This window comes from Pseudonocardia wallangbongensis, assembly GCF_054486945.1.
Genome location: NZ_JBRERS010000002.1, coordinates 790724 through 804987 on the forward strand (window position 1 = coordinate 790724; position 14264 = coordinate 804987).

General features: G+C 74.6%; 11 protein-coding genes. 6 read left to right on the plus strand and 5 right to left on the minus strand.

What is annotated here, in order from left to right; translation table 11 throughout:
* The first annotated feature begins 14 nt into the window (after positions 1-14).
* Positions 15-3056 (plus strand): BTAD domain-containing putative transcriptional regulator, encoded by a 3042-nt coding sequence (locus tag ACU436_RS10115; protein WP_459023890.1) that lies wholly within the window; start codon positions 15-17, stop codon positions 3054-3056.
* Positions 3057-3104: 48 nt separating this feature from the next.
* Entirely contained in the window at positions 3105-4307 is a 1203-nt protein-coding gene (locus tag ACU436_RS10120; protein WP_459023892.1) for an FAD-dependent monooxygenase, read from the plus strand.
* A 13-nt stretch (positions 4308-4320) separates the two neighbouring features.
* On the opposite strand, the gene ACU436_RS10125 is transcribed toward ACU436_RS10120, so the two are convergent.
* A complete protein-coding gene (locus tag ACU436_RS10125) occupies positions 4321-5361 on the minus strand; it encodes a zinc-dependent alcohol dehydrogenase family protein (protein ID WP_459024324.1) in 1041 nt (346 codons plus the stop codon).
* 73 nt (positions 5362-5434) lie between these two features.
* Entirely contained in the window at positions 5435-8002 is a 2568-nt protein-coding gene (locus ACU436_RS10130) for a bifunctional FO biosynthesis protein CofGH (protein ID WP_459023894.1), read from the minus strand.
* A 104-nt stretch (positions 8003-8106) separates the two neighbouring features.
* Between ACU436_RS10130 and ACU436_RS10135 the strand changes: the two genes are divergently transcribed.
* Entirely contained in the window at positions 8107-8958 is an 852-nt protein-coding gene (locus tag ACU436_RS10135) for a CE1 family esterase (protein ID WP_459023896.1), read from the plus strand.
* 51 nt (positions 8959-9009) lie between these two features.
* Here the strand turns inward: ACU436_RS10135 and ACU436_RS10140 are convergent, their stop codons facing one another.
* On the minus strand, positions 9010-10062 hold the full coding sequence (locus tag ACU436_RS10140) for an ABC transporter substrate-binding protein (RefSeq protein WP_459023897.1): 1053 nt from the start codon (positions 10060-10062) through the stop codon (positions 9010-9012).
* A gap of 177 nt (positions 10063-10239) precedes the next feature.
* Positions 10240-10764 carry a TetR/AcrR family transcriptional regulator gene (locus tag ACU436_RS10145; RefSeq protein WP_459023899.1) on the minus strand — a complete coding sequence of 175 codons (525 nt, stop codon included), beginning with the start codon at positions 10762-10764 and terminating at the stop codon, positions 10240-10242.
* Between the two features lie 90 nt (positions 10765-10854).
* Between ACU436_RS10145 and ACU436_RS10150 the strand changes: the two genes are divergently transcribed.
* The 3 genes from ACU436_RS10150 to ACU436_RS10160 are packed head-to-tail and all read left to right on the plus strand — an operon-like array spanning position 10855 to position 13459.
* On the plus strand, positions 10855-11829 hold the full coding sequence (locus ACU436_RS10150) for an SDR family NAD(P)-dependent oxidoreductase (RefSeq protein ID WP_459023901.1): 975 nt from the start codon (positions 10855-10857) through the stop codon (positions 11827-11829).
* 59 nt (positions 11830-11888) lie between these two features.
* The gene (locus tag ACU436_RS10155) at positions 11889-12839 is read left to right on the plus strand and encodes an NAD-dependent epimerase/dehydratase family protein (protein WP_459023903.1); all 951 of its coding nucleotides are present in this window, start codon (positions 11889-11891) and stop codon (positions 12837-12839) included.
* A gap of 23 nt (positions 12840-12862) precedes the next feature.
* Positions 12863-13459: a dihydrofolate reductase family protein gene (locus tag ACU436_RS10160; protein WP_459023904.1), complete on the plus strand. Its 597-nt coding sequence runs from the start codon at positions 12863-12865 to the stop codon at positions 13457-13459.
* Positions 13460-13521: 62 nt separating this feature from the next.
* Here the strand turns inward: ACU436_RS10160 and ACU436_RS10165 are convergent, their stop codons facing one another.
* Positions 13522-14172, minus strand: a complete 651-nt coding sequence (locus ACU436_RS10165; RefSeq protein ID WP_459023905.1) for a hypothetical protein — start codon at positions 14170-14172, stop codon at positions 13522-13524.
* Positions 14173-14264 lie beyond the last annotated feature (92 nt).

Sequence of the window (14264 nt, forward strand, 5' to 3'; positions counted from 1 at the left end):
CCACCCGTGCCAGCATGGGCGCTGTGATCAGCGCCCTGCGCATCGGCGTGCTCGGGCCCCTGCAGGTGAACGACGGCGACGGCCCCCCGATCGCCGTCGGTGGCCCGCGCCCGCGGGCCCTGCTGGTGCTGCTGGCGCTGCAGCCCGGCCGCACGGTGCCGGTCGAGCAGCTCGTCGACGGCCAGTACGGCGAGGACCCGCCCGCCGACGCCGTCGGCGCGGTGCAGGCCCAGGTGGCGCGGCTGCGCCGGGCACTGCCCGCGGGTGTGCTCGCCTTCGAGGGCGGGGGCTACCGGCTCGTGGTCGACCCGGCCGACGTCGACGCCACCGCGTTCGAGCGCCTCGCCGAACAGGGACGGGTGCTGCTCGCCGCCGGGGACCCGAAGGGGGCGGCCGCCGCGCTGCGGTCCGGGCTCGCGCTCTGGCGCGGCCCGGCGCTCACCGATCTGCCGCACGGCGGGGCCGCGGCGGCCCGCCTGACCGAGCTGCGCCTGACCGCGGTCGAGGACGCCGCCGAGGCGGAGCTCGCGCTGCAGGCACCGACCACCGACCTCGTGGCGCAGCTGCGCGCGATGGTGGCCGCGCACCCGCTGCGGGAGCGGCTGCGCGGGCTGCTCATGCGGGCTCTCGTCGCCGCCGGCCGGCCCGGCGAGGCGCTGACCGAGTTCGCGCAGGTCCGCCGGCTGCTCGCGGACGAGCTGGGCACCGACCCGTCGCCCGAGCTCGCCGGGGTGCACGCCGCGGTGCTGCGCGCCGAGCGCCCCGCGACCCGCCCGCACCGGCCGCCCGCCCCGCTCACCTCGATCGTCGGACGCGCCACGGAGCTCGCCCGGCTGCGGGCGGTGGCGGACGCCCGGCTGGTGACGATCGTCGGTCCCGGCGGCGTCGGCAAGACCCGGCTGGCCCTGGAGGCGGCACCGGACGCCCCGGTCGTCGACCTCGCCGACGTGGGCGCCGACGGTCCGGCGGCCGTGGCGACGGCCGTCCTCGCCGGGCTGGGGGTGCGCGAGGCCGGCCTGGGCATGGGACCGGTCGCGGACCCCGGGCAGCGGCTGGCCGCGGCGCTCGCCGACGTACCGCGGCTGGTGCTGGACAACTGCGAGCACCTCACCGCCGCGGTGGCGCCGCTGGTCCGGCAGGTCCTGGCCGGGTGCCCCGACCTGGCGGTGCTCACCACCAGCCGGGAGCCGCTCGGCATCACCGGCGAGGTGCTCGTGCCGCTCGACCCGCTCCCGGCGGACGCGGCCCAGCGCCTGTTCGCCGAGCGGGCCGCGGCCGTGCGGCCCGGCGCCGAGGTGGACGGGCACGCGGCGGCGATCTGCGCCGCACTCGACGGGCTCCCGCTCGCGATCGAGCTGGCCGCGGCCCGGCTACGGCAGTTCCCGGTGGCCGAGCTGGCCCGCCGGCTCGCAGGGGACGACCGGTTCACGCTGCTCAGCCGGGGTGACCGGACGGCCGCCGCCCGGCACCGGACGCTGCGGGCGGCCGTCGAGTGGAGCTGGGATCTGCTGCGGCCCGACGAGCAGGCGCTGGCGCGGCGGTTCGCGGTGTTCCGCGGCGGGGCGCGCGGGGACGCGGTGGCGCAGGTGTGCGGCGTCGAAGAGCCCGACGACCTGCTCGCCGACCTCGTCGACCGCAGCGTCCTCGTCGCCGACCCGGACGCCGACGGCGCGCGGTACCGGATGCTCGAGACGATTCGCGCGTTCTGCGCCGAGCGGTTGACCGCGTCGGGTGAGGACGGGCCCGTGCACCGGGCGCACGCGCGGTGGGCGCTGCGGTACGCGCGCGACACCGACCCGCTGCTTCGCCGCGCCGAGCAGCTCGCTGCCCAGCGCCGGCTCGCGGTCGAGGACGCGAACCTCGGCGCCGCGCTCGACTGGTCCGTCGGGCACGACCCGGGTACGGCGTTCGAGCTGGTCGCCGCCCTGTCCGCGTACTGGTGGCTGTCCGGGCGGCGGGTGCGGCCGGGCGCCGCCGCGGCCGCCCTGCTGGAGCGCGAGCCGCCGCCCGGGCTCGACGAGGAGTACGTCGGCGTCGTCGTGTACGCGCTGCCGCGCGCGGCGCCCGCACGGTGGCGCCGGGCGGCGCGGATCATGCGCGAGCGGGACCGGCCGCTGCGCCACCCGTTCACCGCGGCGATCTGGGGCATGGCCGCCGGGCCGTGGGCGGCGGACGGCGCCGACCCGCGGTCCGTCCTCGGCGGCGACGGCTGGAGCACCGCCCTGGCCGGGCTGAGCGATGGCCTGATGCAGGTCCTGCACGGCGAACCGGCGGCGGGGGAGGCCGGGCTGCGCGACGTGCTCGCGCGCTTCCGCGAGCTGGGCGAGCGGTGGGGCACCGCGCAGGCGCTCGACGGCCTGGCCCAGGTGGCGAGCTGGCGCGGGCACTGGGACCGCGCCGACGAGCAGTGGTCCGCCGCCCTCACCGCGATGACCGAGCTGGGCGCGCTGGAGGAGTGCGCCGACCTGCTCTGCCGGCGCGCGCACAACGCCCTGGGCCGCGAGGACCTCGCCACGGCCGCCGCGCACACCCGCGCCGCCCAGGAGCGCTGGACCGAAGCCGGCCGGCCCGGCCGGGGTCCGGCCTCCGCGCTCCTCGCGGGCGCCGAGGTGGCCCACCGGTGCGGGGACGACGAGAAGGCGCGCGTGCTGCTCGAAGCGGCCGTCGAAGCCGCCCGCGACGGCGACTTCGGCAGCGCCGGGGTGCGGGCGCGGGCCCTCGCCGCGCTCGCCCGGCTCACCGCGAACGACGACGCGGCCGCGGAGCTGCGCCGCACCGCGATCGCCGCCGTGCGCGACTCACCACTGCGCAGCGACCTCGCCGAGGCGGCCGAGTGCGGGGCCGAGGCCGCGCTGCGGGCCGGCGAGCCACAGCGGGCGGCGCTGCTGCTCGGGGCCGCGGTGGCGCTGCGCGGGACGACCGTGGCCGGCCGGACCGGGGCCGCCGACGTGGCCGGCGCGGCCCGCGACGAGCTCGGCGCCGAAGCCTTCGCCGCCCAGTTCGCCCGGGGCGTCGCCCTGGACCCGGCCGCCGCGGCGGCCACCGTCGATGGGTAGTCGGTGGACTGTCGGTGAGCTGTCGGCGGCACCCGCGAACCTCTCTACATGACCGAGACCCGACCGCTCGACCTCGACGTCCTCGTCTCCGGCGCCAGCATCGCCGGCCCGGCCCTCGCCTTCTGGCTGCAGCGCTACGGCGCGCGCGTCACGGTGGTGGAGAAGGCCCCGGTGCTGCGACCGGGCGGGCAGGCCGTGGACGTCAAGGGCGACGTGCACCGCACCGTGCTGGAGCGGATGGGCATCCTCGACGAGCTGCGCGCCCTCGAGACCGGGGGCACCGACCAGACGATCGTCGACGCCACCGGCCGGGCCCTCGCCGTGTTGCCGGGCGAGTTCACCGGCGGCGAGCTGGAGATCCGCCGCGGCGACCTCTCCGCGATCCTCTACGCGCACACCCGCGACACCTGCGAGTACGTCTTCGGCGACGCCGTCACCTCTCTCACCGAGACCGCATCCGGGGTGCACGTCACGTTCGAGCGCGGCACGCCGCGCACCTTCGACGTGGTCGTGGGTGCCGACGGCATCCACTCCGGCGTCCGGCGCCTCGCGTTCGGCCCGGAGGAGCGGTTCGTGCGCCACCTCGGCCACTACTACGCGCTGGTCGAGCTGCCCGACGGGCACCCGTTCGCCGGCGACCCGGCCGTCATGTTCAACGAGCCGGGCCGGATGGCCGCCGTCGGTGGCCCGAAATCACCGGCGTTCTTCGTGTTCGCGTCCGAACCGCTCTCCTACGACCGCTACGCCGTGGACGAGCAGCGGCAGCTGGTGCTGGACGCGTTCGCCGGCGGTGGCTGGCGGCTACCGGAGCTGCTGGAGCAGGTGCGCGTCGCCCCGGACGTCTACGTCGACTCGATCAGCCGCACGGAGATGGACCACTACGCCGCGGGCCGGGTGGTCCTCACCGGCGACGCCGCATACGGCAACACTCTCGGCGGTTTCGGCACCGGGCTGGCCCTCGTCGCCGGATACGTGCTGGCCGGCGAGCTGGCCCTGGCCGCCGGCGACCACCGCCGGGCCTTCCGCGCCTACGAGGAGCGGTTCCGGCCGTACGCGGCGGTGGCACGCAAGGGACACGCCGGATCGTTCCTCGCCCCGACCACCCGGCGCGGCATCTGGCTGCGCAACCTCATGTTCCGGGCCCGCCCGCTGATGGGTGCGATGATGCGGATCACCGACCGGTTCGCGACGAACATCGAGCTGCCCGACTACCAGGCACTGCTCGCCCGGCCGGTGCGCGCGCACCGCTGAACGTCGCCGGAGCTCAGGGGCCGAGCGCCACCACCGTCATGCCGGCCGGGGTCGGCCCGTCCATCGCCGCCAGTGCCGCCCCGGCCTCGTCCAGCGTGACGACCCGTCCGACCAGGGCCGCCGGGTCGAGGCCTGCCGTCGTGATGAGGTCGAGCAGGCCGCGGTACTCGTGCGCGGCGATGCCGTGGGAGCCGTGCAGCGACAGCTCCCAGGCGAGCACGCGGTCCATCGGCAACGGCGGGGTGGCCGCCGCCCCCAGCAGGAGGCCGACCTGCACGTGCCGGCCCCGGCGGCGCAGCGACAGCACCGACGCCGCCGCGGTGGCGGGCGAGCCCAGCGCGTCGAGCGAGACGTGCGCCCCACCGCCGGTGATCTCGTGGATCGCGGCCGGGACGTCCCCCGTCGCGGAGGCGTCGACGACGGCCTCCGCCCCGCGGTCCCCGGCCAGCGCGAGGGCGCCCGCGGAGACGTCGACGGCCACCACGCGGGCGCCGAGCGCCGTGGCGAGGAGTACGGCCGACAGGCCCACGCCGCCGCAGCCGTGCACGGCCAGCCACTCCCCCGCGCCGAGCCGACCGTGCGCGGTGAGGGCCCGGTACGCGGTGGCCACGCGGCAGCCGAGCCCGGCAGCCGCCACGAACGACATCCGGTCGGGCAGCCGCACCAGGTTGAAGTCGGCTGCTCGCACGAGCACCTGCTCGGCGAATGAGCCGTGATGGGTGAAGCCGGGCTGCGTCTGGTCCGGGCACACCTGCGGGTCGCCCGCCCGGCAGTACCCGCACACCCCGCACCCGCAGGCGAACGGCGCCGTGACCCGGTCCCCCGGTCGCCACGACGCGACGCCCGCACCCACCCGGGCGACGACCCCGGCGAACTCGTGCCCCGGCACGTGCGGCAGCGCCACCGGGTCGTGGCCGCGCCACGCGTGCCAGTCCGACCGGCAGACGCCCGTGGCCCGCACGGAGACGACGACCGCATCGGCCGGACATCCCGGCGAGGGCAGGTCCCGGACGGTGAGCGGCCCGCCGAAGCTCTCGAAGGTGACGGCGCGCATGGTCAAGCCCGCGCCTCGTACGAGCGGCACATCCGTACAGCTCTGTCGGACGGGCGTGCCGTTCGTACGGGCATTACGCGGAGCTCAGCGGCAGGAGGCGCCGCGCCGGCACCAGCTTCTCCACCGGGTCCCGGTACGTCGTGCTGCGCTGGCGCACCGGGCGGCCTGCCGCCTCCGCGATCGCGGTCAGCTCGGTGACCGTGCGGGCGGAGCCGTTCTCCGACCCGGCCATCCGGCTGATCGTCTCTTCCATCAACGTGCCGCCCATGTCGTCGGCGCCGCCGCGGAGGATGTCGGCGGCGGGCTCGTCGCCGAGCTTCACCCAGGAGCACTGGACGTGGTCGATCCGCCCGTGCAGGGCGAGCCGGGCGAACGCGTGCACGGCCCGGTTGTCGCGCACCGTCGGGCCCGGGCGGGCGATGCCGGCCAGGTAGATGGGCGCGTTGTGGTGCACGAACGGCAGCGGCACGAACTCGGTGAAGCCGCCCGTCTCGTCCTGCAGGGCGGCGAGCGTGCGCAGGTGGCCGAGCCAGTGGCGGGGCTCGTCGACGTGCCCGTACATCATCGTGGACGACGACGGGATCCCCAGCCGGTGCGCGGTGCCCACCACCTCCAACCACTGGGCGGCGGGCAGCTTGCCCTTGGTGAGCACCCAGCGGACCTCGTCGTCGAGGATCTCGGCGGCCGTGCCCGGGATCGAGCCCAGGCCGGCGTCGCGCAGCTCGGTGAGCCACTCCTCGATCGACACACCCGCCTTCGCCGCCGCCGACACGACCTCCATCGGCGAGAACGCGTGGACGTGCATGCCCGGCACCGCGGCCTTCACCGCGCGCACGAGGTCGGCGTAGAAGGTGACGGGCAGCTGCGGGTCGATCCCACCCTGCATGCACACCTCGGTGGCCCCGGCCTCGGCCGCCTCGACGGCGCGCGCGGCGACCTCGTCCAGCGAGAGCCGGAACGCGTCGGTGTCGCGCTCGCGCTGCGCGAACGCGCAGAACCGGCACCCGACGTAGCAGACGTTCGAGAAGTTGATGTTGCGGTTGACCACGTAGGTGACCTCGTCGCCCACGACGTCCGCGCGCACCGCATCGGCGAGGCGGGCGAGCTCGTCCAGGGCCGGGCCGTCGGCGGTGAGCACGGCCATCGCCGCCGCCTCGTGCGCCGGGTCGAGCAACGCCGCCGGGTCGGACGCCGCGAGCGCGAGCCCGGCGCGGACGTCGGCGTCGAGGTGTTCGGGCGCCGACCGCTGCGTGGCCGCCAGCTCCTCGGCGACCGCCTCCCAGTCGCCGTAGACGGACGCGAAGTCGCCGCGCCGGTCGTCGGTGCGCCCCTCCGTGTCGATCGCGGTGTTCAGGTCCGTGCGACCGGACGAGGCGAACCCGCCGTCCGGCTCCTGCCACGGCCGCCCGACCACGTCGGCACTCTCGTCCGCGAGCCCGGTGTCCGGGTCGGCGAGCGCCGCGACGTGCGCGTGCAGGCGGGAGTCGATCCACGGCGAGCCGGCCTGCACGTACTTCGGGTAGACGGCGAGCCGCTCCCGGATCCGGAACCCGGCCGCGGCCGAGCGCGTGGCGAGCTCGTCGATGGCGGGCCACGGCATCTCCGGGCTGACGTGGTCGGCGGTGACCGGCGAGACGCCGCCCCAGTCGTCGATCCCGGCGCGGAGCATCAGCTCGTACTCCTCGCCGATCAGGTTCGGCGGCGCCTGGATCCGCATCTTGGGGCCGAGCACCACCCGGGCGACGGCGATCGTGGTGGCGAGTTCGTGCAGGTCGGCGTCGGGGTCGTTGGCCATCGCGGTATCCGGCTTGGCCCGGAAGTTCTGGATGATCACTTCCTGGACGTGCCCGTGCGCCCGCGCGGCCGACCGGATCGCGAACAGCGACTCGGCGCGCTCGGTGCGGTTCTCGCCGATCCCGATCAGGATCCCGGTGGTGTACGGGACGCCGACGCGCCCGGCATCGGTGATGGCCCGGAGCCGGACGGCGGGCTCCTTGTCCGGGCTGCCGTAGTGCGGGCCGCCGGGCTCGCTCCACAGCCGCTCGGCCGTGGTCTCCAGCATCATCCCCATGCTCGCCGCCACCGGCTTGAGCCGCGTCAGCTCGGCCCAGGACAGCACGCCGGGGTTGAGGTGCGGCAGCAGACCGGTCTCCTCCAGCACCGCGATCGCCGATGCGCGGACGTAGTCCAGCGTGGAGTCGTAGCCGCGGGCATCCAGCCACTCCCGGGCCGCCGGCCAGCGCTCCTCCGGCCGGTCGCCGAGGGTGAACAGCGCCTCCTTGCACCCGGCCGCCGCCCCGGCGCGGGCGATCTCCAGCACCTCGTCGCGCTCCAGGAACGCCGCGGGCAGCCGGTGGGGCACCGTGGCGAACGTGCAGTAGTGGCAGCGGTCGCGGCACAGCCGCGTGAGCGGGATGAACACGTTCTTCGAGTACGTGACGACACCCGGCCGCCCCTCGGCCACCAGGCCCGCGTCCCGCACCCGGGACGACACGGCGAGCAGCTCGTCCAGCGCCTCGCCGCGGGCGGCGAGCAGCACGGACGCCTCGGCGACGTCGATCGTGACGCCGTCGCGCGCCCGCCGCAGCGCGCGGCGGAGAGCGGCGTCGGACGGCGCGGTCTCGCGGGGCACCTCGACCATGTGGTGAACAGTAGGTCGGCCCACCGACGAGGTCGACCTGCCGGGCACAGCTACAGATCACAGCGCAACACGGGAATACGACGCGCCCCCCGGCACCATGAGGCGTGCTCACGCGTTCGCTCGCGGCCCTCGCATGCCTCCTCGCGCTGGCCGGGTGCGCCCCCGCTCCCGCGCAGGGCGGCTCGGCGACGACCGACCGGACCGTCGTCCTGTCCACCGCCGACGGCGACCGCACCGCGCACGTCCACCACCCCGCGGGCGCACCGGCGGGCGCGCCCCTCGTGGTCGTGCTGCACGGCGCGGGCGGCTCCGGCTCCCAGGTGGAGGCCGACCTCGGCTGGGACGGCCTCGCCGACCGGCAAGGGTTCGTCGTCACCTACCCCGACGGGCTCGACGGCACCTGGAACGGCGGCGGTTGCTGCGGGCGGGCCCGCACCCGCGGCGTCGACGACGTCGGCTACCTCGCGGCACTGGCGGACCGGCTGACCGCGGAGGACGGCACGGACCGGCGCCGCGTCTACGCCGTCGGGTTCTCCAACGGCGCGATCCTCGCCTACGCCTGGGCCTGCAGCCGGCCCGGCGACCTCGCCGGCATCGGGCCGGTGGCCGGCGCCGTCCTCGTGCCCTGCGCGGCACCGGGCCCGGTCGCCGTGGCGGCCGTCCACGGCACCGAGGACGACCGCGTCCCGTTCCACGGCGGCGCCGGGGCGGGCGGGGCGCAGTACCCGACGGTGGACGGTTCGCTCGCCCCGTTCCTGGCCGGTGACGGGTGCTCCGCGGCCCCCGCGCTCGCCGCCGACCCACCGGCCGCGGTCGCCACCTGGACGTGCTCCTCCGGTCACCCGGTGGTGCGTGACGTCATCGACGGCGGCGGGCACGCGTGGCCCGGCGCCGGCCCCACGGACTCCCCGCGGGACGCAACCGGCTTCCTCTGGACGCACCTGACCGGGTCGTAGACGCGAACCTGGCGCTCACACACCAACTGTGGCGCTCAACCGCATGAGGTTCTAGGCCAGCGCGGCCGAGATCTGCACGACCAGTGCGTCGATCACCGTCGGGAGGCTGAGCACCGTGCCCCACGTCCAGGCGGCGGAGACCAGCGGGTCGTCGACGAACACCGAGCGGCCGGCCCGCACCACGTCCAGCCGCGAGTACAGCGGCGCCCGCTCGATGTCCCGGCGCGCTTCGGGGGTGAAACCGGTGTTCCACAGCAGGACGTCGCGGTCCAGCAGGCCCATCTGCTCGTCGCTGATCGTCGCGCCGTCCTCGTCGCCCGCGAGCTCACCGATCTCGGGCGGGATCGTGAACCCGAGCGCCGCCACCAGCTGCGAGCGCTGGTCGTTCGGCGATCGGACGAAGGTCTGGCCGGCCTCCTGCCGCTCCGCGACCACTGCCGTGCGCCCCTCGAACCGCGGGTTTGCGGCGCGGGCCGCCTCGATCTGCGCGTCGACGCCGGCGATCAGCTGCTCGGCGCGGTCCGGGACGCCGAACGTGCGGCCCGCGAGGCGCGTGTACTCGTCCCAGGGCGCACCCCACTCCGGGTAGCCGGCGGGCGGGGCGACGGTGGGGGCGATCCGCGAGAGCGTCTGGTACTCCGTGTTGTCCATCGACGTGTAGAGCCCGATGATCAGGTCCGGGGAGAGCGCGGCGATCTCCTCGTACCGGTATTCGGGGGTGCCGGTGAACGCGCCCCGGTTCAGCACCGTGGGCCGCGCGTCGCCGAGCTCGTCCTGCGCCCACGGCCAGGTGGCGTACGGGTGGTCGCCGTACCAGTCCGTGACGCCAACCGGCCGGACCCCCATCGCGAGCACCGGGTCCTGGTCGCTGAACCCGACCGTGACGACGCGCTGCGGCGCGCTCGCGATCTCGGTGGCGCCCTTGCTGTGCTCGACGGTGAGCGGGAACGCGCCCGCGGGTGCCGGCCCGGGCGCCGCCGGCGCCGCCGGGTCCGTGGAACCGCCACCGCAGGCCGCCAGCAGTCCCGTCGCCCCGAGCGCCGCGGCACCGGTGAGCAACCGGCGGCGGCTGAGGTGACCGACGGGACGGGGAGCGGCGGGCACGGTACCTCCACGGATCTTCGACGCGACGCGGGCGCCTGAGGCTAGCCTGTCCTATTCGGGAGCTCGTGCCCCTGTTCGGCAACCGACCCGATCCGCCATTCGACGACGAGCGGGTCCACCCGTTCCACGTGACCAGGAGTACACCACCGGCTCCCAGCAGTTGGGGGCGCAGTGTGGTCAACGCGCGCAGTAGAGATCGATCGCGGTGGTCATCCGCGTCCGGAACTCGTCGCGGGTGCCCGCATCGTGCTTGATGCCGGTCGCCGTGCTGAGCAGTGTCCTGGCCACGTCGGCCGGGGGAACACGGGCTCGGGTGGGATCGCGGGCGGCAGCGAGGGCGTCGGCGACGATCGCGAGGAAGCGCTTCGGGTACTCGACCGGCATCGTGCCGAGCAGATCGGGATGCGAGTCGAGCAGCATGCCGATCTCCTCGGCCATCGGTCCGACATAGCGGCCGGACCAGTGGTCGAACGCCTCGATCAGCCGCTCGCGCAGCGGCCGATCGGGATCGGCGAGGGCCAGTTCAGCCGCTTGGACGCTGCCTTCGAGCGCGCGCCCCACGGCAGCACGGAACAGTTCGGGCTTGGACGAGAAGTAGAAGTACAGGCCGGGCCGGGAGATGTCCGCGGCCTGCGCCACATCGTCCATCGAGGTCTTGCGGTAGCCGTAGCGGGCGAAGACCGGCAGGGCGGCGTCGAGCACGTGCGTGCGCCGATCGATGCCGCTCACAACACCCCCGTGCAAGATCGGGCTTACTATACAAAGTGTCCAATTATTGTATAGCTTGACGTCGTGCCCCGCACAGCGCTGATCAGCACCGCCTTCGACGCCACGAGCACCTCCGGCGACGTCGTCGCCGGGCTCGACCTCGCGGGCGTCCACGCCGTCGTCACCGGCGCCACCTCGGGTCTCGGTCGCGAGACCGCCCGCGCGCTCGCCAGCACCGGCGCCGAGGTCACCATCGCCGTGCGCAACACCGACGCCGGCGCCGAGGTCGCCGACGACATCGCCGCGACCACGGGGAACAGCGCAGTCCACGTCACCCACCTCGAACTCGCCGACCCCGCCTCGATCGCCCGCTTCGCCGACGGCTGGGGCGGTCCGCTGCACCTGTTGATCAACAACGCCGGGATCATGGCCTCGGCGCCGGCGCGAACGCCCCTGGGGTGGGAACTGCAGTTCGCGACCAACCACCTCGGCCACTTCGCCCTGGCCGCCGGCCTGCACGACGCCCTCGCCGCCGGCGCGGCCGAGCGCGGCGAGGCCCGGATCGTCGCGTTGACCTCCGGGGCGCACATGTACTCGCCCGTCGTGTTCGAGGACATCCACTTCACCCGGCGCGCCTACGACCCGCAACTCGCCTACGGGCAGTCCAAGACGGCGAACTCGTTGTTCGCCGTGGAGGCCACCCGGCGCTGGGCGGCCGACGGCATCGTCGCCAACGCGGTCAACCCCGGGGGCGTGTCCACCGGCCTGCAACGGGACTTCACCCAGGACATGAGGGACCACCTCGACCGGCTGGAAGCCGCAGGCGTCTTCGCGTACAAGAGCGTCGAGCAGGGCGCCGCCACCACCCTCGTCGCCGCGACCGCTCCGGAGTTCGCCCACAGCGGTGGCCACTACCTCGACGACGGCAACGAAGCGGGCACCGTGCCCGACGACGCCGAACTGCTCGGCAACAGCCACGCCGTCAAGCGGTGGGCACTCGACCCCGACGCCGCCGGAAAGCTCTGGCAGGTCTCACTCGACCTGATCCATGGGTGCTGAACCCCGGGATGGCCGTTCCGTACAAGAGCGGCAGCCGAACCCGGCCTAACGTCCCGCTCGTGCTACTCATCACCGGCGGCCTGGGATCCATCGGGTCGCACACCGCACGGGCGCTGCTCGACATGGGCGAGTCCGTCGTCCTCACCTCCCACCGGTCCACGCGGCTGCCCGAGTTCCTCGCCGACGAACCCGGCGGCCGCGTCGTCGTCGAGCCGCTGGACACGACCGACGAGGCGGCCTTCCTCGACATCGGCAAGCGGCACGAGATCACCGGCATCGTGCACCTCGCGGCGGCCCGCTACGACCTGCCCGACCCGGTCGAGTACCTCCGCGCCGACACCCGCGGGCTGCTCAACGCGCTCGCGGCGGCCGCCACGTGGCGCGTACGGCGGTTCTCCGTCGCCAGTAGCATCGCTGTCTACCTGGGGGTGGACGAGGTGCCGCTGCGCGAGGACACCCCGCTGCCCGCGGTGGCGGCACACCAGATCCCGGTGTTCAAGAAGACCGCGGAGCTGTTCGCCGCGCTGGCGGGCGACAGCGCCGGGTTCGACACCGTGAGCCTGCGGATCGGCACCATCTGGGGCCCCCTCGGCGTGCCCGACAACCCGTTCACCCCGCTCCCCCGCCTGCTCAGCGCGGCCGTGCGGGGCGAGGACCCCGACCTCACCCCGCCCCGCCCCGCGGCGTACACCGAGGACGGCACGGACCTCTGCTACGTGAAGGACTGCGGCCGGGCCATCGCGCTGCTCATGCTCGCCGAACGGCTCGAGCACCGCGCCTACAACGTCTCGAGCGGACGGCTCGTGCGCTACGGCGAAGTCGTCGCCGCGATCAACGCCGCGGTCCCGGGCGCCGGCATCACCCTCCCGGCGGGCCGCAACCCCGACCGCCCCCCGGACACCCACCTCGACACCACCCGGCTCCGGGAGGGCACCGGATTCACGCCCGAGTACGACGTCGAGCGCGCCGTACCGGACTACGTCGGCTGGCTGCGGGAACACGACCGCTGATCGGTCTCGGGAGAGGAGCGGAGATGGCCAGGGTCGTCATTCAGGCCGTCGTGTCGGTGGACGGCTACATCGCCTACCCCGACGACACGGTCGGGCCGCTGTTCGACTGGTACGCAGGCGGCGACACCGAGCTGTCCGCGACGGCGAGCGGCTGGACGTTCCAGGTCTCGCGGACCTCCGCCGAGTACGTCCAACCCCTCTGGGACGCCATCAAGGTCACGGTGATCGGCCGTCACCTGTTCGACACCACCAACGGCTGGGACGGCAAGCCGGCCGCCGGAGACGAGCTGGTCGTCGTCACCCACCGGCCGCTTCCGGAGGAGTGGCTCGCCGCCCACCCGGACGCCCCGTTCCACACCGCCGACTCGGTCGAGTCGGGAATCGCGCTCGCCAGGAAGCTCGCGGGTGACGGTCTCGTCGACGTGGCCGCAGGCAACCTCGGCGGGCAGGCGTTCTCGGCGGGGCTGGTCGACGAGGTCGCGATGGACGTCGTCCCGGTGGTCCTGGGTGAAGGGGTGCGCTTCTTCGGCAGCCACGCCGGCACGGTGCTCCTCGACGATCCCGACCGGGTGGTCCAGGGCGACCGCGTGCTGCACGTGCACTACACGGTCAAGCGCTGACCGAACGCCGGCGCGGCAGAGGCCCCCTCCGTCGCGCCGGCGTTCGGGTCCGACCCGAACTGCTATCGGCTGGCCCAGAGGACCTTCCCGTCCGGCGTCCGGAGGGTCAGGTTCTCGTCGTCCTGGACGTGCAAGGTCACGTTCTTGCCCTGGGTGGCGGTGTGGAACAGCGCCTTGCCGTTCCTCGTGACCGTGAGGTTCCCGTCGGCCTGCATGGTCGCCACGGCACCCGGATTCGGAGCCGTACCGGTGTGGAACAGCACCTTGCCAGCGGAATTGGTGAGGACCAGGTTCCCGTCCTCCTGCATCCGCAGCGTGTTCTTCCCGTTGTGGGACTTGCGCTCCTCGCCGCCCTTCAGCTTCTCGCCGGTGCGCAGCTGGGCCTTCCCCGCATTGACGTCGCTGAGCGCCCAGAGCACCTTTCCGTCCGGGGTCCGCACGGTCAGGTTTCCGTCGTTCTGGACGTGCATGTTCACACCGGTACCCTGGGTGCCGGTGTGGAAGAGCGCCTTTCCGTTCTTCGTGACCGTGAAGTTCCCGTCGGTCTGCATCGTCGCCACGGCGCCCTCGTTCGGGGCGGTGCCGGTGTGGAAGAGCACCTTCTTCTCGTCGTCCAGGAAGACCAGGTTCCCGTCCGTCTGCATGCGCAGGGTGTACTCGCCGTTGGCGGATCTGACCTCCTCGCCGCCCTCCAGCTTCTCCCCGGACCTCACCGTTCCGCTCGTCGCGGCGGCCGAAGCGGGCGCCGCGATGGCCGCGCTGTTCAGGGATGAGCCTGCGAGCACCGCGGCGGTCGCGACGGCAG